Annotated in this window: 23 protein-coding genes; 14 read left to right on the top strand and 9 right to left on the bottom strand. The window is 66.9% G+C overall.

Annotated features, from left to right (window positions below):
• Positions 1 to 1,150, top strand: a 1,150-nt coding sequence (locus tag VML93_RS26560; protein WP_325615244.1) for an acetolactate synthase large subunit, incomplete at its 5' end; no start/stop codon positions are given.
• Between the two features lie 4 nt (positions 1,151 to 1,154).
• Here the strand turns inward: VML93_RS26560 and VML93_RS26555 are convergent.
• Positions 1,155 to 2,426, bottom strand: a complete 1,272-nt coding sequence (locus VML93_RS26555; RefSeq protein WP_325615247.1) for a PucR family transcriptional regulator — start codon at positions 2,424 to 2,426, stop codon at positions 1,155 to 1,157.
• Between the two features lie 214 nt (positions 2,427 to 2,640).
• On the opposite strand from VML93_RS26555, the gene VML93_RS26550 reads away from it, so the two are divergent.
• The 8 genes from VML93_RS26550 to VML93_RS26515 all read left to right on the top strand — a co-directional run bounded on the left by VML93_RS26550 (position 2,641) and on the right by VML93_RS26515 (position 9,252).
• Positions 2,641 to 2,766 (top strand): hypothetical protein, encoded by a 126-nt coding sequence (locus VML93_RS26550; protein WP_325615243.1) that lies wholly within the window; start codon positions 2,641 to 2,643, stop codon positions 2,764 to 2,766.
• A gap of 237 nt (positions 2,767 to 3,003) precedes the next feature.
• Positions 3,004 to 4,242: a cytochrome P450 gene (locus VML93_RS26545; protein WP_325615242.1), complete on the top strand. Its 1,239-nt coding sequence runs from the start codon at positions 3,004 to 3,006 to the stop codon at positions 4,240 to 4,242.
• On the top strand, positions 4,239 to 5,243 hold the full coding sequence (locus tag VML93_RS26540; RefSeq protein WP_325615241.1) for a PDR/VanB family oxidoreductase: 1,005 nt from the start codon (positions 4,239 to 4,241) through the stop codon (positions 5,241 to 5,243). The genes VML93_RS26545 and VML93_RS26540 overlap by 4 nt, the downstream gene beginning before the upstream one ends.
• On the top strand, positions 5,240 to 6,304 hold the full coding sequence (locus VML93_RS26535) for a Rieske 2Fe-2S domain-containing protein (protein WP_325615240.1): 1,065 nt from the start codon (positions 5,240 to 5,242) through the stop codon (positions 6,302 to 6,304). Before VML93_RS26540 ends, VML93_RS26535 begins: the two co-directional genes overlap by 4 nt.
• Positions 6,301 to 6,441 carry a hypothetical protein gene (locus tag VML93_RS26530; RefSeq protein ID WP_325615239.1) on the top strand — a complete coding sequence of 47 codons (141 nt, stop codon included), beginning with the start codon at positions 6,301 to 6,303 and terminating at the stop codon, positions 6,439 to 6,441. The genes VML93_RS26535 and VML93_RS26530 overlap by 4 nt, the downstream gene beginning before the upstream one ends.
• A 38-nt stretch (positions 6,442 to 6,479) precedes the next feature.
• Entirely contained in the window at positions 6,480 to 7,376 is an 897-nt protein-coding gene (locus tag VML93_RS26525) for a LysR family transcriptional regulator (protein ID WP_325615238.1), read from the top strand.
• A 95-nt stretch (positions 7,377 to 7,471) separates the two neighbouring features.
• Positions 7,472 to 8,626 carry an NAD-dependent formate dehydrogenase gene (locus tag VML93_RS26520; RefSeq protein WP_325615237.1) on the top strand — a complete coding sequence of 385 codons (1,155 nt, stop codon included), beginning with the start codon at positions 7,472 to 7,474 and terminating at the stop codon, positions 8,624 to 8,626.
• A gap of 56 nt (positions 8,627 to 8,682) precedes the next feature.
• A complete protein-coding gene (locus tag VML93_RS26515; RefSeq protein ID WP_325615236.1) occupies positions 8,683 to 9,252 on the top strand; it encodes a hypothetical protein in 570 nt (189 codons plus the stop codon).
• Here VML93_RS26515 and VML93_RS26510 read toward each other — a convergent pair.
• Positions 9,249 to 10,685, bottom strand: coding sequence for a lipase maturation factor family protein (locus tag VML93_RS26510; RefSeq protein ID WP_325615235.1), 1,437 nt, complete (start codon positions 10,683 to 10,685; stop codon positions 9,249 to 9,251). The two genes, VML93_RS26515 and VML93_RS26510, sit on opposite strands and share 4 nt — an antisense overlap.
• 132 nt (positions 10,686 to 10,817) lie before the next feature.
• On the opposite strand from VML93_RS26510, the gene VML93_RS26505 reads away from it, so the two are divergent.
• Complete coding sequence (locus tag VML93_RS26505; protein ID WP_325615234.1) at positions 10,818 to 11,078, top strand: type II toxin-antitoxin system VapB family antitoxin; 261 nt, start codon at positions 10,818 to 10,820, stop codon at positions 11,076 to 11,078.
• An 8-nt stretch (positions 11,079 to 11,086) separates the two neighbouring features.
• The gene (locus VML93_RS26500; protein WP_325615233.1) at positions 11,087 to 11,515 is read left to right on the top strand and encodes a type II toxin-antitoxin system VapC family toxin; all 429 of its coding nucleotides are present in this window, start codon (positions 11,087 to 11,089) and stop codon (positions 11,513 to 11,515) included.
• 78 nt (positions 11,516 to 11,593) lie between these two features.
• On the opposite strand, the gene VML93_RS26495 is transcribed toward VML93_RS26500, so the two are convergent.
• The 3 genes from VML93_RS26495 to VML93_RS26485 all read right to left on the bottom strand — a co-directional run bounded on the left by VML93_RS26495 (position 11,594) and on the right by VML93_RS26485 (position 16,372).
• Positions 11,594 to 15,790, bottom strand: a complete 4,197-nt coding sequence (locus VML93_RS26495; RefSeq protein WP_325615246.1) for a DUF3367 domain-containing protein — start codon at positions 15,788 to 15,790, stop codon at positions 11,594 to 11,596.
• Between the two features lie 55 nt (positions 15,791 to 15,845).
• Complete coding sequence (locus tag VML93_RS26490; RefSeq protein WP_067373497.1) at positions 15,846 to 16,019, bottom strand: DUF2613 domain-containing protein; 174 nt, start codon at positions 16,017 to 16,019, stop codon at positions 15,846 to 15,848.
• Between the two features lie 116 nt (positions 16,020 to 16,135).
• Entirely contained in the window at positions 16,136 to 16,372 is a 237-nt protein-coding gene (locus VML93_RS26485) for a DUF2613 family protein (protein WP_325615232.1), read from the bottom strand.
• Between the two features lie 135 nt (positions 16,373 to 16,507).
• Here VML93_RS26485 and VML93_RS26480 point away from each other — a divergent pair, with 135 nt between their 5' ends.
• Positions 16,508 to 17,653 carry a glycoside hydrolase family 3 N-terminal domain-containing protein gene (locus VML93_RS26480; RefSeq protein WP_325615231.1) on the top strand — a complete coding sequence of 382 codons (1,146 nt, stop codon included), beginning with the start codon at positions 16,508 to 16,510 and terminating at the stop codon, positions 17,651 to 17,653.
• A 96-nt stretch (positions 17,654 to 17,749) separates the two neighbouring features.
• Positions 17,750 to 18,373 carry a TetR/AcrR family transcriptional regulator gene (locus tag VML93_RS26475; RefSeq protein ID WP_325615230.1) on the top strand — a complete coding sequence of 208 codons (624 nt, stop codon included), beginning with the start codon at positions 17,750 to 17,752 and terminating at the stop codon, positions 18,371 to 18,373.
• A 25-nt stretch (positions 18,374 to 18,398) separates the two neighbouring features.
• Here the strand turns inward: VML93_RS26475 and VML93_RS26470 are convergent, their stop codons facing one another.
• Together VML93_RS26470 and VML93_RS26465 are read right to left on the bottom strand one after the other, a co-directional pair.
• Positions 18,399 to 18,959 carry a M15 family metallopeptidase gene (locus tag VML93_RS26470; RefSeq protein ID WP_325615245.1) on the bottom strand — a complete coding sequence of 187 codons (561 nt, stop codon included), beginning with the start codon at positions 18,957 to 18,959 and terminating at the stop codon, positions 18,399 to 18,401.
• Positions 18,960 to 18,974: 15 nt separating this feature from the next.
• Positions 18,975 to 19,175 (bottom strand): hypothetical protein, encoded by a 201-nt coding sequence (locus tag VML93_RS26465; protein WP_325615229.1) that lies wholly within the window; start codon positions 19,173 to 19,175, stop codon positions 18,975 to 18,977.
• Between the two features lie 59 nt (positions 19,176 to 19,234).
• Here VML93_RS26465 and VML93_RS26460 point away from each other — a divergent pair, with 59 nt between their 5' ends.
• Positions 19,235 to 20,452 (top strand): chloride channel protein, encoded by a 1,218-nt coding sequence (locus tag VML93_RS26460; protein ID WP_325615228.1) that lies wholly within the window; start codon positions 19,235 to 19,237, stop codon positions 20,450 to 20,452.
• On the opposite strand, the gene VML93_RS26455 is transcribed toward VML93_RS26460, so the two are convergent.
• Positions 20,447 to 21,289, bottom strand: coding sequence for a MaoC/PaaZ C-terminal domain-containing protein (locus tag VML93_RS26455; protein WP_325615227.1), 843 nt, complete (start codon positions 21,287 to 21,289; stop codon positions 20,447 to 20,449). The genes VML93_RS26460 and VML93_RS26455 overlap by 6 nt on opposite strands.
• Positions 21,290 to 21,294: 5 nt before the next feature.
• A partial coding sequence (locus tag VML93_RS26450) for an SDR family oxidoreductase (protein WP_325615226.1) occupies positions 21,295 to 21,692 on the bottom strand: 398 nt, incomplete at its 5' end.

The raw sequence follows: 21,692 nt of genomic DNA, 5'->3' as shown, positions 1-21,692 counted from the left end.
CGACTATCCCGGTTTGAAACCGTTGCCGCGCAACGTTGTCCGCGCCGAGGCGCCGGCGTTCCGCCAGGTGGCGCGTGCCGTGGACATTCTGCGCGAGGCCAAACGGCCGGTGGTGCTGGCCGGGCATGGTGCCGCCCGCGGCGACGCGACCGAGGCGCTGATCCGCTTCTCCGAGGAATACGGGATCCAGGTCGCCAACACCTTCCACGGCAAGGGCGTGATGCCCGACGACCACCACAACAGCATCGGGACGCTCGGGTTCATGCGGCACGACTACGTCAACTTCGGGTTCGACAACGCCGACGTGATCATCGCGGTCGGCTATGAGTTGCAGGAATTCGACCCGGTCCGGATCAACCCGAACTCCGACAAGAAAGTCATCCACATTCACCGCTTCCCGGCCGAGGTCGACATGCACTATCCGGTCGACGTGGGGATCATCGGCGACATCAGTGCCTCGCTGGACGCGCTCACCGAAGCGCTGGGCGAGCACCGCTTCGACGCCGACGACGAGGTGCCCGGGTGTGGTCTGCTTGTCGAGGAATTCGCCCGGGGACAACAGGATTCGCGTTATCCGGTGGCTCCTCAGCGGCTGGTCGCCGACATCCGTGCCGCGCTGGGCCGCAGCGACGTCGTGCTGGTGGACACCGGCGCCACCAAGATGTGGATGGCGCGGCTGTATCCCACTTACGAGCACAACACCTGCCTGGTCTCAAACGGCTTGTCCACCATGGGTTTTGCGCTGCCGGGAGCGTTGGGGGTGAAGCTGGCGCGGCCCGAGGCGAAGGTGCTGGCGGTGGTGGGCGACGGCGCGTTCCTGATGAACTCGCAGGAGATCGAGACCGCGGTTCGGGAGCGGATACCGCTGGTGGTGCTGATCTGGGAAGACGGCGGCTACGGCCTGATCGAATGGAAGATGGATCTCGAACTCGGAGAGCACTACTACGTGAAGTTCGGCAATCCCGACGTGGTGAGCTACGCGGAGAGCTTCGGGGCCAAGGGATATCGCATCAAGAGCGCGGAGGAGTTGCTGCCGACGCTGCAGGCCGCGCTCGACGACGACGGCGTGTCCGTCATTTCCTGCCCGGTCGACTATTCCGAGAATCTACGGTTGACCGACCGGCTCGGCGAGCTGGACGAGACGCTGTAGAGACTCATCCAGCGAGCACCGCGGTGCCGAACCAATGACACAGCAGCAGCGCCACTTCGACGTCTAGTCGGTCGTCGGCAATCGGCCGGCCGCGTCGTTCCACCGCTCGGTGCACGCGATACTTGACCGAGTTGGAGTGGAGGTGGAGTTCTTCTGAGGCGGCTTTGTGGCTGGAGCCCGTGCGCAGGAAAACCCGCAGTGTTTCACGCAGCCGTTCGTCGGATTCGGTATCGGACGCCAGCGGCCCGAGCACCTCGCCGACCCACGCCGACGCCGCATCGACGTTGCTGCCGACGAGGGCCGCGACCGCCAGGCCGGGATCGTCAGGGGAGATGATGCGCCGGGTGGCCACACCCGACGCGATCGCTACCGAGCGGCCATGCTCCGCCTGCTGATGCGAGCGGCGAAAGCCCTCGACCCCCGGCAGGGGATTGCCGATAGCGATCGACGGCGCATCCGTTGCAGTCTCGGCGAACCGGTGGATCCCGGCCAGCACATCCGACTCCGCCGGTAGTGGAATCCATGCCCATCCGGTCACCCGGTCCACCGAAATGAACAGTGGGTTCTCCTGAGCGCCAACGGATTCAGCCAGACGTTGCACGAATCGTTCCATCAGGTCCAGCTCGCCACCGTCGGTAGATTCACCACACCACGTGACGATTCCGACGTGCGTGCGCCGCAGCGGGTAACGGATTGCGATGGTGGCCGCGTCGACGTCAACGTCACCATCGACAAGTAACTCGCGAACATGCAAAACGCGCAAGGTATTTCGATTACTCAGCCATCGGTCGCGCTCTTCCTCATAGGTGGCGACCACCCGCTGTGAGATCAAGTCGATATAGGCGAACGAGACTGCCTCCATTTGCTCGTACACGTCCAGGCTCAGTTGCGGGTCCAGTTCGCCAGCCCGAATTTCGTCGAGCACGACGTTCAGCGCAGCTCGGTGGCCGAGCCGGTAGGCACGCACCAAGGCATCCGCGGACACCTCGCGCTGCGCCAGCCGCCGGGCATACTCGAGTGCGGCCGTCGGCGGCTCGATGTGCTCGATGGGTATGCCGTTGCGAATCGCCGAGAAGAACGTGTCAACGTTGGAGGCGACCGTATCGCGCAACAACTGCACTAACTGCGCGTCGCCGGTCAGCTCGGTGATCTCGGTGACCACCAGTTGCTGGATTGACCGGGTGGCCGCCTCCAGCCGGTCGTCGAGCTTGCTCGCGACCAGTACCGCGGTCTTCGCAACCAACGCGCGGTCGGTGTGCCTGCCGTGCGCCCCCATGATCCGAACGTAGTTGCCGTTGTCTCGCCAAGACAACACCGCGCCGATACTTGGTCCCCGCACGACGTCGACCTGCGCGGCCGCGCTACGTAAATTTTTCCTCACGAACGCTTCGGGTTTCGCTGTTAAGAGGGGGCCTCGAATTCGGCACCGAGCGTTTTGCCGTTAATGAATCCCAATTGTCTCCGCCGGGGGCGGAGAAAGGAGATACCTCATGCTCGGCTTGTTCACATACATGATCATGGTTCTGCTGCCGATCCTGATCCCGCTCGGGCTCACGATCGTTCATACATTCGGCGAATGGCGCAAGGGCGTCGGGCTCCGGCCATCCGCGGCATAGTGAAATCGGTTGTGGCACTGGAATTTACCTGGAATTTAGCTGCAAATACCTCACGCACCCACGTGACCCGACGTGGCCGCGATTGGAATCCCTGCCGGCGTCAATCTTTGTCGCCGAACCATTTACCGTCAAGGCGCAACGGGGCACACTGAAGAACACCGGTGATCCCCTCGACGGCAAGTTTTGGCGCCGCTAGCCGAAATGCGAAGTTATTCAACGCAAGTAGAAGGAGCACCGATGACAACCGTCGACCAACGCGATCTCGACACTGTCGACCTGGCCGATCCGTCCGTCTGGGATGACGGGCCCCCTTACGAACTCTTTGCCCAAATGCAGCGCGAGGCCCCGGTGCACTTCAGCCCGCAGCGCAACATGCCCGACGAAGGCGGGTTCTGGTCTATCACCCGCTACGACGACGTACGGGCCGTGAGCCGGGATCACCGCACCTTCTCCTCGGAAAAGCGCGGCATCTTCCACATGGACGACATCGGCGTGCCGCTGGATATACAGCGCCTGCAACTGATTTCGATGGATCCACCGCGCCACGACCGGCTCAAGGCTCTGGTCATCAAGGAATTCACCCCGGACGCGGTCGGCGCGCACCAGGGTCAGCTCACGCAGATCATCCATCGGGTACTCGACAGTGTCGCCGACAAGGAGCGATTCGACCTGGTCGCCGATGTCGCGCGACCCATCCCGTCCCGCGTGATCGGCTCGCTGCTGGGCACCCCACCCGAGGACGACGAATTGCTGGTGCACTGGACGAACGTGTTCACGGCGTTCGAAGACCCGGCGATCCGGGGCCAATGGAACGACACCATGGCGATCGTCAGCGAGATCGTCGAGTACACCCAGAAGAGGATCGCGCAGCGCGACGACTCTGCCGGCCGCAACCTGCTGACTGCCATGGTCGATGCCGAGGTTGACGGCGACAAGCTCAACGAGCTTGAAATAGCAACATTTTTCGTGTTGCTGATGTCGGCGGGCAACGACTCGACCCGGGCGACCTACAGCGCGACGATGCTGGAGCTGCTGCGCAACCCCGAGCTGCTTGCGCAGGTGCGCGAGCAACCCGAGCTGGTCGATGCGGTGGTGGAAGAGGGGCTGCGCTGCTACCCCGCTTTCGCCTTCATGGCACGTGCCGCGGCCAAGGACACTGAGCTGCACGGCAAGCAGATCAAAGAAGGCGATCGTCTGCTGCTGTGGTACATCGCGTCCAACCGTGACGAGACCGTGTTCCCCAACCCGCACAAGTTCGACATCTCCCGCGATGGCCTTGCCGACCAGCACCAGGCCTTCGGCGGGCGCGGAAAGCACTTCTGCCTGGGCGCCAACCTCGCCCGGCTCGAGCTGAAGCTGTGGATCCGGCAGACGCTGGAGCGCTTCCCCGACCTGCAACTGGACGGCGATCCGACGCGAGTGCGCGCACTGTTCCTCAACCAGTACAACTCGATCCCGGTGCGGAGAACATCATGACCGCTGCGGAGCAGTTGACCCGGGCCCGGCCCGCCTACCGTGAGGTCGAGGTCGACGTCGAGGTTCGCCGCCGTGAGGCGGTCTCCGACGGCGTCGTCGTGCTGACGCTCGCTGATCCGAGCGGTGCCGACCTGCCGGAGTGGGGCCCGGGCGCGCACATCGACCTGATGCTGACGCCGTCGCTGGTCCGCCAGTATTCGCTGTGCGGAGACACCGCAAACCGTGCCGAGTGGCAGGTCGGGGTGTTGCTCGACCCCGACAGTCGCGGCGGATCGCAGTTCGTGCACGACAAGCTGCACGAGGGCACCACGGTGCGGGTCCGCGGTCCGCGCAACCACTTTCCGCTGGTGGGTTCGCCGCGGTATCTGTTCGTCGCCGGCGGCATCGGCGTCACTCCGATGATGCCGATGATCGCGGCAGCCGAGGCGGCGGGGGCGGACTGGCGTCTGCTCTACGGCGGCCGGACGCGGTCGTCGATGGCCTTCGCCGACGACTTGGGCCGTCATGGCGACCGCGTCAGCGTCTGCGCCCGGGATGCCCAGGACGGAGGAGACTTCCGGGCGCAGCTCGGGTCGGCCCTTGCCGAACCTGGCGAGAACACGCTGGTGTACTGCTGCGGACCCGAAGGGTTGCTGACCGCGGTCGAGGACGCGTGCAAGAGCTGGCCCGAGGGCAGCTTGCACATCGAGCGGTTCTCGGCCAAAGCGCTGGCGGAAGCGTCGCCCGACGCGCTGGAAACCTTCGAGGTGGAATGCCAACGCTCCGGCATCACCCTGACCGTGCCGGCCGACAAATCGATCTACGAGGCATGTGAGGAAGCCGGCGTCGATGTGCTCGGCTCCTGCATGGAAGGTGTCTGTGGGACCTGCGAATGCGACGTGCTCGAAGGCGAACCCGATCACCGCGACTCGGTGCTCAACGACGCCGAGAAGGCCCGCAACGACGTCATGATGACCTGCGTTTCGCGCTCCCGTTCAGAAAGGTTGGTGCTCGACCTATGAGATCCAACTATCCGTTCAATTGCTGGTATGTCGCCGCGACCACCGACGAGGTCGGGGAAGGTCTGCTGGCCCGTCGCCTGCTCGGCAAGTTCGTGGTCCTGTACCGGCGGGGCTCCGGAGACGTGGTGGCCATGGAGGACCGCTGCCTCCACCGCGCCTATCCGCTGTCCGCCGGTCGGCGCGACGGTGACCGATTGGTCTGCGGCGCTGACGGTTTCGTCTATGACTATGACGGCCGGCTGGTCGACGTGCCGTCGCAGGAGAACGTGCCGCCGGGCGCACGGGTGCGCACCTACCCTGCGTACGAGAGGTCGCCGTTCGTCTGGATCTGGCTGGGGGATCCCGGCGTCGCTGCGCTGCGCCCACCGCCACGCATCCCGTGGTACGGCGACGGTACCGGGTGGGCGAGCACCACCGAGGTGCTGCGGATCAAGGCGAATTACCTGCTGTTGCACGAGCATTACCTCGACCTCACCGACGTTTTCGTGTTGCACCCGGAGGCCGTGCCGCCGAATGTCGAGGTGCTGCCACAGCTCGACGAGGTCGAAGTCTCCGAACGTTCGGTCTCCTATTCCCGGGAGATACCGGCGAGCGGGCTCGCGCCGTGGGAAGCCGAGATCACCGGCTTGCCTGCCGCCACGCCCGGCAACCGGGTTGAGGAAGGAACATTCGTCTCACCGGCGCTGCATGTCCAGCATTACGTCATCGCAACCGGGGATCGGTCCGGCGATGGCAAAGGCCGGGCGCTCTTGCGAATTCAGGGCTTCACCCCCGAAACCCCGCAAACGACCCACGTCTTCCTGCAGATGGCGCGCGATTTCGCCACGGACAACGCCGATGTCGGCGAATTCCTCCGCACCATGTTCCACGAGTGGGCGCTGCGGGATGCGGTTGTGCTGGAAACGATTCAGAGCCGTCTAGACGAGGAGCCGGTACCGCGGCGCGACCTGAACGTCAAGGCCGACCGTGCGGCGGTGCGGGCGCGGCGCATTGCCATGGACATGGTCGACGAGGAAACCGGGCGGTCCATGCTGAACCGGATGTTGGCGGTACCCCGGTGACCCCGACGACAATGTCGACGCGGGATCGCAATCAGGTCACCATCATCGGTGCCGGATTCGGCGGGCTAATTCAGCCGGTCGAGCCGCTCAAACCCGTGGTTCCGGCCAGCGCGCCCGCGGCGCTTCGGCTGAGCTAGTGTCCTGAGTCTCAAGGGGCGCATGATCGAATGGCCTCATGCTGTTCCGTCAGCTTGAATACTTTGTAGCGCTGGCTCAAGAGCGTCATTTCGCCCGCGCCGCGGACGCCTGTTACGTCTCTCAACCGGCGCTGTCGGAAGCCATCCGCAAGCTCGAGCAGGAGCTGAAGGTCCCGCTGGTCCGGCGGGGGCAGAAGTTCGAAGGTCTCACCCCCGAAGGTGAACGGCTCGTGCATTGGGCGCGCCGCATCCTGGCCGACCGCGATGCCCTCACCCAAGAGGTCACCGCGCTGCAGACTGGCCTGACCGGGGCGCTCCGGCTCGGGGTTGTGCCCGGCGCCGCGACTACCGTTGCGCTGCTTACGGATCCGTTCTGCGCCGCACACCCGTTGGTGCGGGTGCAGCTCCAGACCAGTCTGCGATCGGCCGGGATCGTCGAACGAATCCGCCAGTTCGACTTGGACGCCGGGATTCTCTATCCCGACCGGCAGGACACCGCCGATCTACTGGTCACTCCGCTGTACCAAGAGCAGCAAGTACTCCTCGCCGGCGGCGAGCTGATCACCGGTCAATCCGACTCCATCAGCTGGCAGGATGCCGTGCAGTTGCCCATGTGCTTGCTCGCCGGGGGCATGCGTGGCCGCCGGGTCATCGACGAAGCGCTGGCCACTCAAGGGCTCACTGTGACGCCGCAACTCGAGACCGACTCGGTCGTGTCGCTCTTCGCGCACGTCGGTACCGGACGCTGGGCGAGCATCGTTCCGCAAACGTGGATCCGTACCCTTGGCGCACCGGCCGGGGCGTCCGTGCTGCGGCTGCACAGTCCGTCGGTCACCGCTCTGATGGCACTGGTCACCAATGCCACGGAACCCGGCTCCGTGGTCGCCCGCGCCCTGGTGGAGATTGCGCGCAATCTGCGCCTCGATCAGCAGTGATCGGCGCGACCTATCGGCCGGTCGGAAACACGTCTTGGACACCTCCCGTGTTCGCCTCCGAGACTGAAATCGGTTCTCAGACAAAGGAGGAAGAAATGGCCAAATGTGTCATGGTGCTCTACCCGGACCCCGTCGACGGGTACCCGCCCAAATACGCCCGTGACAGCATCCCGACGATCCATGGCTACCCCGGTGGCAGCACGGTGCCGACGCCGTCGAAGATCGACTTCACGCCTGGTGAGTTGCTCGGCTGCGTCTCGGGTGCGCTGGGGCTGCGCAAGTTCTTCGAAGACGGCGGGCACGAGTTGGTGGTGACGTCGGACAAAGACGGCCCGGACTCGGAGTTCGAGCGGGAGCTGGTCGACGCCGACATCGTGATCTCCCAACCGTTCTGGCCGGCGTATCTGACCAAGGAGCGCATTGCCAAGGCGCCCAACCTGCAGCTGGCGCTGACCGCCGGCATCGGTTCGGACCACGTCGATCTCGATGCGGCGAAAGAGCGCGGGATGACCGTCGCCGAGGTGACGTACAGCAACAGCATCAGCGTCGCCGAGCACGCGGTCATGCAGATCCTGGCGCTGGTGCGCAACTTCGTCCCTTCGCACCAGTGGGCCGCCAACGGCGGATGGAACATCGCGGACTGCGTCGAGCGGGCCTACGACCTGGAAGGCATGGATGTCGGTGTGATCGCCGCCGGCCGGATCGGCCGGGCGGTTTTGCGCCGGTTGGCGCCGTTCGACGTCAACCTGCACTACACCGACACGCACCGGCTGCCGCCGGAGGTCGAGACCGAGTTAAACGTGACGTTCCATCCCGACGTCGAGTCATTGGTGCGGTCGGTCGACGTGGTGTCCGTCCACTCACCCCTGTACGAGGACACACGAGCGATGTTCGACGAGAAGCTGTTGTCCTCGATGCGGCGCGGCTCCTACATCGTCAACACCGCCCGGGCCGAAGAAACCGTCCCCGAGGCGATTGTGGCCGCGCTCAACAGCGGTCAGCTCGCGGGCTATGCGGGCGATGTGTGGTTCCCGCAACCGCCGCCCCCGGATCATCCCTGGCGGACCATGCCCAATAACGCCATGACTCCGCATGTCTCGGGCACTACGCTGTCGGGTCAGGCGCGCTACGCCGCCGGCACCCGGGAGATCCTGGAAGCCTGGTTCGAAGACAAGCCGATCCGTCCGGAGTACCTGATCGTCGAAGGCGGGAAGCTCGCGGGCACCGGAGCCCTGTCCTACCAGAAGTAGCACGCAGTTGGCGGTGGCCGTCGACGTGGCGGCCACCGCCGTTTACTGTCATCGACGTGTGGTTGTGGTTGTCATTGAGGCCGTGGTGGGTGCAAGGGCCCTGGTACGGGCTGGTGCTGGCTGCAGCCACCTTCGTGGTTGTGGTGTTCGGCGCCTACCCCCGGCAACTCGTCTCCCACTGGAGTGCGCCGTGGCTGTGCGGTATCGGCGTCATCGCCCTGGTATTGGGGCTGGTGTTCGCCAGGAGGAACGCACAACGGGCGGCCGAACTGAGTCCGCCGGTGACAGGACTGTCGGTGCGCGACTGCCGGGAGGTGTCCAAAGCGCTCACGTCTGGACCGGTGCCAGCCAATCCGGCTATCCGGCAGGCGGCCCTGCTCCTGGGCCAGCGGGCCCTGCCTTCGGCCACGCGCTCCGCCCGGTTGCTGGTTGTTGTTTCAGTGTTAAACGTGTTGCTGCAAGTGGTGGGCTTTGTGCTGGACCCGCTGCACTACAACCTGAGGGCACTGCTTGCGCTGATCGTTTTTTCGACGGCCACCGGCTACTACTTGAACTTTGCGCACCTCTTGGGAGCCCGCGTTCAGCTGCTGCGCGATTACTCGCAGGCACCGGCCGATTTGCCTTAGCGGTCTTGAGGATTCATCGCCTTCTGCAGCGCCATCGGCGGGACGTACATGCTGAGCCGGGTGCGATGCCACCACGCGTGATCGCTGCGTAACTCGGCCCAGGTGGTGAAGCGGTAATCGTAGAGTGCTGCGCGCACGTACCGGGGCGGCGCATCCGGGAAGGGGTTGTGCCGCAACAGCCGCAGTGCCGCCCGGTCGTTGCGCAGCAGCCGCTCCATGAACGGCCTCAGCCAAGGCTGCGCATAGCGCGGCGAGATGCCGGCGAACCACATCAGCCAGTCCAGCCGTAGGTGATACGGGGCCCATTGCCGCGGCAGCCGGCGCACCGCACCGGGTTTGCCCTTGAATCCGTACTCCTTCCAGACGGTCTGGTCGCTGATCTTGGGTTCATCGGTGCCCTCGATCACCACTTCCCGGCGGAAGCGGCCGACGCTGCCGAAGGCGCCGTACGTGTTGACGAGGTGAAAGGAGTTGAACGACATGTTCATTCGCTGATGCGACGACAGCATGTTGCGCGTCGGCCAGTAGCTCAGCGTCAGCACCGTGGCCGTGAAGACGATGACCAGGACGACGAACCACGGCGCCGGTTCCGCCAGCGCGGGCGGCGCGGGTACCGGCAGCAACGACTGGTCGATCGCGCTGCACGCCAGCACGATCGTCAGCCAATTGAGCCACGCGAAGTTGCCGGACAACACCAGCCACAGTTGGGTGACGACGACGATCGCCGCCGCCACGCTGGCCACCGGCTGCGGCGCGAACAACCCGAACGGCACGACGAGCTGGGCGAAATGGTTGCCCGCCACCTCGATTCGGTGCAATGGCTTAGGCAGGTGGTGGAAGAACCAGCTCAACGGCCCCGGCATGGGCTGGGTCTCGTGGTGGTAGTACAGGCAAGTCAGATTGCGCCAGCACGGGTCACCGCGCATCTTGATCAAACCGGCGCCGAACTCGACGCGAAAAAGCAGCCAGCGGACCAACCACATCGTCAGTACCGGGGGCGCTGTCCGGGCGTTGCCGACGAAGATCACCAAGAACCCCGTCTCGAGTAGCAACGATTCCCAGCCGAACGAATACCACGTCTGCCCGACGTTGACGATCGACAAGTAGAGCACCCACAGCGTGAGCCAGATGACCATCGCGGCCCACAGCGGGACCAGGTCGGCCGCACCGGCGACGACAGCCGCCGACAGCCCCGCGCCGAACCAGGCGACGCAAGCGAACAACCGATCCGAATAACGCCAATGAAAGACGCTCGGCGTTCGCCAAAACGACAGCTCGGCCAAATACCTTGGCACCGGCAGTATTCCGTGCTCTCCGATCAGCGCCCGGAACTGCAGCGCCGCCGCGACGAACGCGATCAGATAGATCGCCGCCACGCCGCGCTCGAGCACCAGTCTGCTGAGCCAGTAGTCGGGTGCCGAAAACCATCCCATGGCCGTAACTCCTCGGACGGTGGTGTATCCAAGTCAAGCAGCAGGCAAACCGGTAGCCAACCCCGCGGAAGTCAGACCGGTGGACGCCGGAAGCACGGTAGAAACTACCATTGTGATGGTACCGTCAACCATATGGCTTTGAACATCAAAGACCCCGAAGTCGATCGGTTGGCGACCGAACTCGCGTCACGGCTGCACACCAACAAAACCGACGCAATCCGGCAGGCGCTCCACGCTCAACTCGCGCTGCTGGAATCCGGTGCCGCCGAACGCCAAGAACGCCTTCTCGACGTCCTGCGCACGGAGATCTGGCCCCTCCTCGCTGACCGCTCCCCGATCACCAAACGCGAGCGCGAAGAAATCCTTGGCTACGACCCGGAAACGGGGGTCTGAGCACTGCGGTGATGATCGACACCAGCGCCGTCGTCGCGCTAATTCAGGACGAGCGGCCCCACGCCGCGCAGGTCGCCGCGGCCCTGGCCAGCGCTCGCAATCCGGTGATGTCGGCACCGACGGTGGCCGACTGCCTCATTGTGCTGACCGCTCGCCACGGCGCCGTCGCGCGCACCGTCTTCGAACGCCTGCGCGCCGAAGCCAATCTGCGCGTAGCACCTTTCACCGGCGAACACGCCCTCGCCGCACAGCGCGCCTACTTGAAGTACGGCAAGGGACGCCATCGCGCCGCGCTGAACTTCGGCGATTGCATGACATACGCCGCCGCCCAGCTCGGCAACGAACCACTCCTGGCCATCGGCAACGTCTTCCCCCAGACCGACCTCGAGTTCAGCGGCGTCGTCGGCTACTGGCCTACACCAAGCACTGCCACCTGAGGGTGCGCCGAACGCGGGGGAGTGGCATGCATCGAGGGACACTTTTTCGTCCATATAGCCAGGCAGCCAGGCGCCCGATTACCGAGGCAGGTCCGCCCGGTCCGGCATCCGCACCGCCCAGACCGCCAGCGCCGCGAGTGAAATCAGCGCCAGCAGTTGCACATTCACCGAATGCCCGGCGTAGCCGTCCACCGACCGCCAGGGGTGCCGGGACAGCGCCGCCCCGGCCAGAATCAACCCGCCGGCGCTCAGCCAGACGGCCACCCCGTCGCGCCGGCCCTTGAGCAGGTACCGCAGGCCGAATGCAGCGCCGACCACCGCCACTCCGGCCACCCCGGCGATCAGCGCTCCAGCGCCCAGCACCGCGACGACGGCCCACCCCCTGGGCGCCCAAGGTCGTGCGGGTGGGTCCGCGTCGCGCCCCCGGCGAGTGCGCCACAACGCCAAGAACGCCAGCAGCGGGAGCAGGGCCAGCCCCACTGCCAGGCCCGCCCGGTACAGCGTGTTGGAGGTGAAGGTCAGCGTGATGGTGCCGGGGTCCCCGGCGGGCAGCACCCAGCCCTGCTGCCATCCGTTGACGGCGACCGGCGTCAACCGGACACCCGCGCTGGTACGCGCCACCCAGCCGGGGTTGATGCTTTCCGGGATGACCAGCACCCGCGGGGTGGCCGACGCGGGCGCACGCACCTCGCGGCGGGCCGGTCCCCACGCCCCCGTGGCGGCGGGAAGTTCTGTGGCGCGGGGCAATTCGGCAGCCCCCGCTATCGACAGCCGGGCGCCGTCGACGACGAACTGCGCGCCCGGACTGATCAGCAACTCCTGCTCACCCGCCGGCAGCGCGATCGGGTCACGCTCACAGGCAACGGCCGCAACCGGTTCGCCGTCCAGCAGCGCGCCCACCGTGGTCCGGATCGAGGTGTGCACAAACCGGCCCGCGACCGCGATGACCGGGCCGTGGTCGCAGTCGACGGTGATCTCACGTGACCGGTTGCGCCCCGGGTCGGCGGGTGCGATCGGGTTGCCATCGGCGCCCAGTACCGCGATCTCCGCGAGCCCGGGCGGTTTGAGCTGGTCGAAGCCCAGCGCGTTGCGGTCGATGAGATCTTCCCAGTCGAGCAGGCTGACGGTGACGGTGTCGGTGACGCGCGGCTTGAGCGACAGGGTCTGCGGGTCGCCGTTCGGCTTCAGTTCCCGGACCTGAGGCCCGTCGCCCAGGTTGACGGCCGCCATCGTCGGGCGGGCGGGCAATGCCGACCGGCTGGGCACCAGGCGCAGCCCGGTGACCTCGGTGGGCCGCGGCAGAGTGAGGGTGAGGGTCGGCGGGGTCTTGAGTTGCACCACCCGCTGCGGCGCGGTCCACGAGGTGGCGGGGTCACCGTCGGTGGCCGCGTACGACGACCCGAGGATGTCAACCAGGTCCGAATCACCATGGGCCCGAGTTGTGTTCGGCTCGGCGATCAGATCGGCCAGCTTGGGACCCTGGCGGGGCCGCACCCACAACGCCGGGGTCACCGACACCGGACTCGGCACGGTCAGCGTCCGGCTGAAGTTGACCGGCTCCTCCGGGGTGAGCGCCATGGACGCCGCGCAGCGCACGCTGTCGGGCGCCTGGGCGCAGCCCGGTCTGCCCAGCAGCTCCGAACCCAGGTCCCACCCCGCGATCGCCGAACCCGGTGGCGGCCCGGGAACCTGCACGGTGTGGCGCAGGTCGACCGGGTGGGCGAATCCGGATGCGTCGTACTGGGTCACGGTCAGGTCGGTGAGCCCGAACTGCACCCCGGCCGACCCGTCGCTGGTGGCGGCCGCGGTGATCCGCACCCACGATGTTTCCCCGTAAGGCAGCGCGGCGGTGAGCGGCTTGCCGGGCTCGCCGAATCGCAAGGTGGTTGTGCCGGTGGCGGTCTCGATCTGGATGCGGCGGATCTGGGCGCCGACGGCGGTGGCGCTGGGGGTCAGGGTGATCACTGCGTTGGCCACCGGGTGGTCGAAGTCCACTTGCAGCCACTGCCCGACGGCGGTCTGCAGCGCATTGGACACCCATGCGGTCGCCGGGTCGCCGTCGATCGCGGCCGGGGGTGCGGCCGCCGGCGCGACATCGGGCAGCGCGGTGGAGTCCGACGACGAGCTCGACACCGTGATGCGGCCGCCGTTCCAGGCGCCGAACACCGTCTCGGCCCCCGGGACCGGATAGTCGGGTACCCGGTTGTAGGTGTGCCGCGCGTCGCCGGGCGCCCGGATCGCCGACGAGTGCTGGTCGACGCGGCCATAGTCGGTTTCGCGTGCCACCGGGGTGTCGGTGACGGTGACTTGGGGGGTCGCGACGCCGGCACCGCGGGCGTCGGCGCCCATCAGCACCGGGCCCATCCCGGGCTGGCCGAGTAGCCGCCGCCGTTCGTCGAGACGCAGCAGTACTTCCGGCCCGCCCTCGACACGGGCCATCTGATCCAGGTCGGCAAAGTACGGCGCGCCCGGGTTGGCGGCTCCGCTGTCTGAAGGGGCGACCCGGTAGATCTCCACCGCCGGATAGCGCGGTCGCAGCCCGCTGTCGTTGACGAACCCGGTCAGCGAACCAGGACCCACGGGTGCGCCGAACTGCGCCACCTTCGCCAGTCCCGGCGAGCCCGCGACGGTGCGGTGCACCAGGATCGGGCGGGCCGAGCGCGATGTCTCCGGATCCAGGTCGTTGCGCACCACGACGTAGGAAATGCCCTGGCGGGCCAGGGTGTCGGTCAGGCCGGCCGAGGGGCGTCCGGCGGCGAAGAGGCGTTGCACCGAATCCAGCGCCCGGATCGTTTGCGGCGGCGTCAACGGGATCGAATCGCGCACTCCCCACGGGCTGCTGCCGAGCACCTGCAGCGCCTCGTCATGACTGGTACCCCACACCTGTGTCGCGAACGGCGCGCCCGGAACCACCAGCACCCGACCGCGTACCGGCGAACCTGTGTTGTGCTCGCTGAGCCAGTCGGCGGCGTCGTGCCAGTACCGGGGTATCGCGTCGAACGTGCCCGGCGGGGTGAGCCGGCCGGTCCATGCCAGTGAGGTGCTGACCATCAGCGCGGTCAGGACGACGACGCCGACCGCCACCCGCTTGTCGCGCTCGGGGTGGGCGAAGGCGCGCAGCCACTCGGACGCCGGCGCGCTGCCGGGCAACGGCACTCGGCCCAGCAGCTGGGCAATGCCCAGCACCACCGGGATGCGGATCACCGAGCCCAGCTTGTGCACGTTGCGCAGGGGTGCGCCGGCCGCGTCCAGGAAGGCCTGCACCTGGTGGGCCACCGGCGAGCCCAGTCCGCCGCTGTAGCCCACTGCCATCAGGACCACCCCGACCAGCAGCATGGTCACCAGCCGGCCACGGGCTGGCATCCCGGGGCTGGCCAGTCCGGCAAGGCCTGCCGCCGCGACCAGGCAGGTGCCCAGGATGGCCGCCGATCCGGTGACCAGCGGCGCACCCGCGGTCGCATTCGGCGCCACGAACGGGGTCCAGCTGTCGGTGCCGCGCAGCATCTCCACCAGCGACGACCATTGCGTCGTCACACCGGAGGATTCGATGAAGTCCAGGAACGGTGGGCTGACGGTGCGCAGCAGCGTCAGCGCCACCAGCCACCACGACATCGCCAGGGCCAGCGCCACCAGCCACCACGCGGTGTAGCGCCACCACAACCGGTTAGGCCGGTGACACGCCCACCAGATCACCGCGGGCAGGCAAGCGGTCAGCGTCGCGATGGCGTTGACCGCGCCCATCAACGCGACCGCCAGGCCGGCCTGTGCGGCCAGGGCCCGCACCGACCGCTGCGAAGTGCCGCGCAACCCCAGAATCGTGGGCAGCAGCACCCACGGCGCCAGCATCATCGGCAGGGTTTCCGACGAGATCGAACCGAGCGTGGTCAGTACCCGCGGCGACAGCGCGAACGCCGCCGCGCCGATCACCCGCGACGTCGGGCTGCCGATGCCCAGCGCTTCGGCGACCCGCAACAGGCCCCAGAAGCCGACCGTGAGCAGCAGCGCCCACCACAGCCGCTGGGTCATCCACCCGGGCACTCCCAGCAGGTGGCCGGCCAGGAAGAACGTGCCGTGCGGAAACAGGTAGCCGTAAGCCTGGTTCTGCGCCTGGCCGAACGGCAGCTCGCTGTTCCACAGATTGGTCGCGCGGGCCAGGAAACGCAGCGGGTTGGCGGTCAGGTCCAGTTTGGTGTCGGGCGAGATTTGCCCCGGCGACTGGGCGAACGTCAACGCCAGGGCGATCGCCCCGACCAACAGCAGCCACCGGCGGGACAGCGGCGCGGCTGGTGCCGTTTCCGCCCAAGACGCCGGCGCCGGCGTCGTCGCCGGGCTAGCTACGGTTGCCGTACTCGACCCGGTTGAGCACCGATGACGACGGGTCGCCCCCGGGCAGTGGCGGTTTCGTGTCCTGCTGCACCATCAGCGTGATCCCGAAAATCGCGGCCGCGCCCAGCAACAGACCGACCACCACGCTCGCGGCGGCGGGCGCAATGATCCGGTTCATCAATCGGCTCCTCGGGGGTTTGCGGTCGCGGCTTGGGCATAGGCCGTTACAGGTCGAGATCGAGAGCAACCTAGCGCCAACCTAGCAGAACGGTGATCACGTACCCGCAGAGCCGACTAGGGCCTGATCCCCGGCGGCAGCTTGTTCAGGCATTCCTTCGGGTTGGTGCATGGCACGCAATATCCGCGGTAGCAGCGGTCGCCGTACTGCAACGGGTGCGGTGCGGCCGGGGCGGGCACGCTCCGGGCCGGCATCTGGTCCTCCGCAGCAAGCGTCACGCCGACCGTCGCCGCGGCTCCGATGGACAGGCCTACCGCGAGGCTGGCCAGCGCAGCCAGCGAAAACCCGCTCACCGCTGGCTCCTCCCTGCCAGTCATTGGGGTGCGTAGCAAACGTAACAGGGTTTGCCCTCAGGAGCCGGAGAAGCCGATTCTTCGGCGCGCCCCCTGATCCGGCCGCCCGGGTCCCGTCGTGACACGATGACCCGCATGGCTTTCCCGCGTGCGCTGGCCGTGCTCGCCTCTGTGTCGGCGCTACTGGCGGCCTGCGGCAACCACAACGGCCAGCCGCCCGCCTCCTCGGGCAACGCGGCTCCTGCGCCTTCGATATGCGTTGACGCCCCCGGGGTGCCGGCGGCGATGAAGTCCACTCGCGACAAGCTGGCCCAGCTCCTGATGGTGGGGGTCAAAGACGGCAAAGACGCCAAGGCCGTCGTCATCAACCACCACGTCGGCGGCATCTTCGTCGGCAGCTGGACGGACTTGTCGATGCTGACCAATGGCGACCTGAAGGGACTGGTGGACACCGCCGGGCCGCTGCGGCTGGCGGTCAGCGTCGACGAAGAAGGCGGCCGGGTGTCGCGGCTGAAGAAGCTGATCGGGGCCGCGCCGTCGGCCAAGGAGCTGGCGCAGACGATGACCGTCGATCAGGTCTACAACTTCGAGCTTGACCGCGGCCGCAAGATCGCGGGCGCCGGCTTCAGCATCGACTTCGCTCCGGTGGTCGATGTCACCGACGCCCCCGACGACTCAGCGATCGGCGATCGGTCCTTCGGATCGGACCCGGACAAGGTCTCCGCCTACGCCGAGGCCTCCCTGCGTGGCTTGCGCGACGCCGGGCTGACACCCGTGCTGAAGCACTTCCCCGGTCACGGGCACGGCTCCGGCGATACTCACACGGGCGGTGTCATCACGCCGCCGCTGGACCAATTGAAGACCAATGACCTGGTGCCCTACCGCAAGCTGGTTACCCAGCCGAAAGTCGCCGTGATGGTCGGCCACCTGCAGGTTCCCGGCTTGACCGGCGACGACCCGGCCAGCCTGAGCCCGGCCGCGGTGCAGCTGCTGCGCACCGGCACCGGCTACGACGCACCACCCTTCGACGGCCCGGTCTTCAGCGACGACCTCTCCAGCATGGGCGCGATCTCCAGCAAGTACGGCGTTCCCGACGCGGTGCTGCGCGCCTTGCAAGCCGGCATCGACGTCGCCCTGTGGGTCACCACCGACGAGGTGCCCGCGGTCTTGGACCGACTGGAGCACGCGGTGCAGACGGGCGAATTGCCGATGCAGCGGGTCGACGAATCACTGATCCGGGTGGCGCGGATGAAGGGCCAGGGCCCGGGGTGCCCGCACTAGCGGTGTCCTGATGCGTCGAGACGGCGCCAGTGGGTGTCTGAACGCGCGCCGCTTTGCTTACTCTGGAGTCAGATAGACGGTCTAGAGAGGCATTCGATGGCAGGTGGTACCAAGCGGCTACCCCGCGCTGTCCGTGAACAGCAGATGCTCGACGCGGCAGTGCAGATGTTCTCGGTCAACGGCTACCACGAGACCTCGATGGACGCCATCGCGGCCCAGGCGCAGATCTCCAAGCCGATGCTGTACCTGTATTACGGCTCCAAGGAGGATCTGTTCGGCGCCTGCCTGGACCGTGAGATGAACGGGTTCATCGACGTGGTGCGTGCTGACATCGACTTCGAGCAGAGCCCAAAAGACTTGCTGCGCAACACAATTGTCTCTTTCCTGCGCTACATCGACGCCAACCGGGCGTCGTGGATCGTGATGTACACCCAGGCCACCAGCTCGCAGGCATTCGCCCACCGGGTGCGCGAAGGACGCGAGCAGATCATCGACCTGGTGGGCGGCCTACTGCGGTCTGGAACCCGCAGTCCGCGGTCGGACGCCGAGATCGAGATGATGGCGGTGGCCCTGGTGGGCGCCGGCGAGGCGATCGCGAACCGGCTCAGCACCGGAGACACCGATGTCGACGAGGCCGCGGGGCTGATGATCGACTTGTTCTGGCGCGGCCTCAAGGGCGCACCGGCCGACCGGGACCTGGGCAACGCCGCCACCGGTTAGCTGCGCTCGCGCGGTGACCTCAGCTCTACCCGACTGGAAAGTCGAAGTAGGTGTCGGGACAGGGCTCCGGCTGATAGGTGAAGTGCCACCACTCGTACGGGTAGTTGACGAAACCCTGAGATTGCAGAATGACCTGAAGCAGAAGGCGATTCGCCAGTTGTTCACCCTGGATGCGCGGATCGAACGTATGGGCCAGGGTGTCGAAGCAGTCGAAGCCGGATCCCAGGTCGATCGAGTCGTCGGGGAACCGCGCCGACACCGGCGCAGTGCAATCAACCAGGTGTTCTCCCGGCACGTAAGCCCGGGTGGGCACGTCTGGGAGCGGTACCAGCGTCAGGTCGACGGTGCTGCCGCGGCTATGTCCGGAATGGTCGGCGATGTACCCGTCGCGGAACAGGATTGACTTGTCCAGGTGCGGGTAGAACTCGTCCTTCATCCGTTGATCACCCAGATTTACGGCCCACGCCACGAAATCGTCGACCGCGCGCTGAGGACGGTAGCAGTCATACACCTTGAGCGAGTAGCCACGCTCAATCGCCTGCTGCTGCGCGCGTTCGAGTGCTTCGGCCGCATCGCGGGTGAGGATGCACGTCGGCGCCCGCTAACCGTCGACGCGACCGCCGGTGAAATTGTGGGCGGTGAAGTAGCGGATATCCTGCAGGATCGTTGGGTCGATATCCCGCAGCGCCACAAAGTCCGTCGGCGCAACCGATTCCGGCTGGGCCAAAGCCGCCCCCGTCGGGGTGCAACACGTCGCGACCGCAACAGCCAGCAATGCGGCAATACCGCGGGCTGCACGCATGAGACATCTTGACCGCCGCGCGACGAGCTCAGCAAGAGTACCCACGCTAGATTCGTCTGGTGGTCCGCAGCCGCAACCTCGACTTCTATTGCGCGGTGGTCATCGTCGGGTTGCTGGCCGGGATCGCCGGGTTGGCGACGACGGATCTGTTGCGCTTCGTCGAACACCTCACCTACCACTACACGTTCGGCACGCTGCTCGAAGGCGTCACCGGCAGCAGCCCGGTGCGCCGGGCGGTGGGCCCGGCGGTGGGCGCCGCGCTGGCCGGGCTGGGGTGGTGGCTCCTGCGGCGCCGAACCGAGGTGCCGCCGCTCGAGCCGACCATCACCCGGCACGAGCAGGTGCCCCGGCTGTCGTGGAGCATCGACTCCGCCCTGCAGGTGCTGCTGGTCGGCTCCGGCGCGTCCCTGGGCCGCGAGGGAGCGCCACGCCAATTCGCGGCGGCCCTGAGCGATCTGGCCACCGGATGGCTGAAGCGGCTGTCACCGCCGGACCGCGAGATCTTGCTGGCGTGCGCAGCCGGGGCCGGCCTGGGCGCGGTCTACGCCGTTCCGCTGGCCGGCGCGCTTTTCACCCTGCGGATCATCCTGAGCACCTGGCATCCACGAGCGGTCGGTGCGGCGCTGATCACCTCCGGCCTGGCCGTCGCGGTCGGTGCGGCCGTCACCCACGATCACGCCAGCCTGGACTGGCCCAGTACGGAATCCACGTTCGTGCTGACCGGGCAGGCGCTGGTCTTGGTGCCGCTGACGCTCGCCGTCGGACTGGCGTTCAGCAAGCTCATGGCCGCGGCGCGGCCGGCCAAGCTGATGCGGACCTGGGTGCTGATCCCGGCGCTCGCCGGCGCGGGGTTGGTGACGGGTATCTGCTCGCACTGGTGGCCGGAGCTGCCCGGCAACGGCAGAAGCATCCTGACCGTCAGCCTCGCTTCCGGGATGACGCTGTCCTCGGCTGCCGTGCTCTTGGTGTTGAAACCCCTGCTGACCGCCCTGTTCCTGCGCGCCGGCGGGGCCGGCGGAATGCTGACCCCCTCGTTGGCCACGGGTGCGGCGGCGGGTTCGGTGCTGGTGCTGACGGTCAACTCCGCGCTCGGCATACACCACCTGCATGCGCCCGTCGTTTCGCTGGCCGGTGCCGCCGGCGTGCTCGCGGTAACCCAGGGCTCACCGATCTGGGCCGCGATCTTCGTCTGGGAACTCGCCCGGCCGCCGCTGTGGCTATTCCTGATCTTGCTGGTGACCGCGGGCGGCGCTCATCTGCTGAAGAAGGCGCTATAGCGGCCGGATGGTGCCCGTCAGGTACGGGTAGCCCTTGGCGACATTGCGCAGCGCGAGATCCCAGCCGTCGTCGGCTTCTTCGGTGTACAGCCCCGCGGTGCCCGGCAGCACCATGGGCTTGCCGAACCGCACCGTGTAGCTCACCGCATCCGGCAACCGGCCTTCGATGTTGGCCAATACCGCTGCGGCGCTGAACATCCCGTGCGCGATGACGGTCGGGAACCCGAACAGCTTGGCGGCCACCGGGTTGGTGTGGATCGGATTGTGATCGCCGCCGACGAACGCGTAGCGGCGGATCTGGCTGGCGCTGACCCGCAGGACGGTCGGGGGTGGCGGAAGCTTGGGCTGTTTCGGCGGCTCCGGTTTGGGCTCGTCGGACAGACTGGTGCGCTGCTGGTGCAGGAACGTGGTCACCTGGTGCCAGGCGGTGTCGTTGCCGACGCTGACATCGGTCACCAGGTCGACCAGCAGGCCCTTCCGGTGTTCGCGCAGGTTCTCGGCGTGCACCTGTACGCCGACGGTGTCGGTGACCGCGATCGGCCGATACTGGGTGATGTGGTTCTCCAGGTGCACCGATCCCATTGCGGCGAAAGGGAAGTCGAAACCGGTCACCAACGACATCATGGTCGGGAAGGTCAACGCGAACGGGTAGGTCAATGGCACGTTGTTGCCGTAGCGCAGACCGGTGACCGCCGCGTAGGCGGCCACGTTGGTGTGGTCGATCGGCAGTTCGTCCACCTTCGCGGTGCGGTCGGGCAGTTGGTCCCCGCGGGGCACGAACGGTAGTGCGCCGGCGGCGGCGCGCAGCATGTTCCTCAGGCCGCTTGGTTGGTTCATGATCGTCACGCTCCCAACATGGCCTGGCCGCAGACGCGAATGACATTGCCGGTCACCGCATTTGAAGCGGGGCTGGCGAAGTAGGCGATGGTTTCTGCCACGTCGACGGGCTGGCCGCCCTGCAGCAGCGAGTTCAGTCGCCGGCCCACTTCCCGGGTGGCCAGCGGAATGGCCGCGGTCATCTGGGTTTCGATGAATCCCGGTGCGACGGCGTTGATCGTGATGCCCTTCTTGGCCAGTTCCGGGGCCAGCGCCTGGGTGATGCCGATCATCCCGGCCTTGGTGGTGGCGTAGTTGGTCTGCCCGCGGTTGCCGGCGATTCCGGCCATCGACGACAGGCCGATCACCCGGCCGCCTTCCCCGATGGTGCCGTTGCCGATCAGTCCCTCCGTAAGGCGTTGTG

The organism is Mycobacterium sp., assembly GCF_035499775.1.
Lineage (GTDB): Bacteria > Actinomycetota > Actinomycetes > Mycobacteriales > Mycobacteriaceae > Mycobacterium.
The sequence above is the reverse complement of the archived record's forward strand: the minus strand, read 5'-3'. Positions and strand labels throughout refer to the sequence as shown.

What these genes read in the sequence shown, in the direction of transcription:
- VML93_RS26555 (WP_325615247.1), bottom strand. Translation starts at nt 2,426, where the DNA reads ATGGGGGCGCACGGCAGGCACACCGACCGCGCGTTGGTTGCGAAGACC.
- VML93_RS26550 (WP_325615243.1), top strand. Translation starts at nt 2,641, where the DNA reads ATGCTCGGCTTGTTCACATACATGATCATGGTTCTGCTGCCGATCCTG.
- VML93_RS26545 (WP_325615242.1), top strand. Translation starts at nt 3,004, where the DNA reads ATGACAACCGTCGACCAACGCGATCTCGACACTGTCGACCTGGCCGAT.
- VML93_RS26540 (WP_325615241.1), top strand. Translation starts at nt 4,239, where the DNA reads ATGACCGCTGCGGAGCAGTTGACCCGGGCCCGGCCCGCCTACCGTGAG.
- VML93_RS26535 (WP_325615240.1), top strand. Translation starts at nt 5,240, where the DNA reads ATGAGATCCAACTATCCGTTCAATTGCTGGTATGTCGCCGCGACCACC.
- VML93_RS26525 (WP_325615238.1), top strand. Translation starts at nt 6,480, where the DNA reads ATGCTGTTCCGTCAGCTTGAATACTTTGTAGCGCTGGCTCAAGAGCGT.
- VML93_RS26520 (WP_325615237.1), top strand. Translation starts at nt 7,472, where the DNA reads ATGGCCAAATGTGTCATGGTGCTCTACCCGGACCCCGTCGACGGGTAC.
- VML93_RS26510 (WP_325615235.1), bottom strand. Translation starts at nt 10,685, where the DNA reads ATGGGATGGTTTTCGGCACCCGACTACTGGCTCAGCAGACTGGTGCTC.
- VML93_RS26505 (WP_325615234.1), top strand. Translation starts at nt 10,818, where the DNA reads ATGGCTTTGAACATCAAAGACCCCGAAGTCGATCGGTTGGCGACCGAA.
- VML93_RS26490 (WP_067373497.1), bottom strand. Translation starts at nt 16,019, where the DNA reads ATGAACCGGATCATTGCGCCCGCCGCCGCGAGCGTGGTGGTCGGTCTG.
- VML93_RS26480 (WP_325615231.1), top strand. Translation starts at nt 16,508, where the DNA reads ATGGCTTTCCCGCGTGCGCTGGCCGTGCTCGCCTCTGTGTCGGCGCTA.
- VML93_RS26475 (WP_325615230.1), top strand. Translation starts at nt 17,750, where the DNA reads ATGGCAGGTGGTACCAAGCGGCTACCCCGCGCTGTCCGTGAACAGCAG.
- VML93_RS26465 (WP_325615229.1), bottom strand. Translation starts at nt 19,175, where the DNA reads ATGCGTGCAGCCCGCGGTATTGCCGCATTGCTGGCTGTTGCGGTCGCG.
- VML93_RS26455 (WP_325615227.1), bottom strand. Translation starts at nt 21,289, where the DNA reads ATGAACCAACCAAGCGGCCTGAGGAACATGCTGCGCGCCGCCGCCGGC.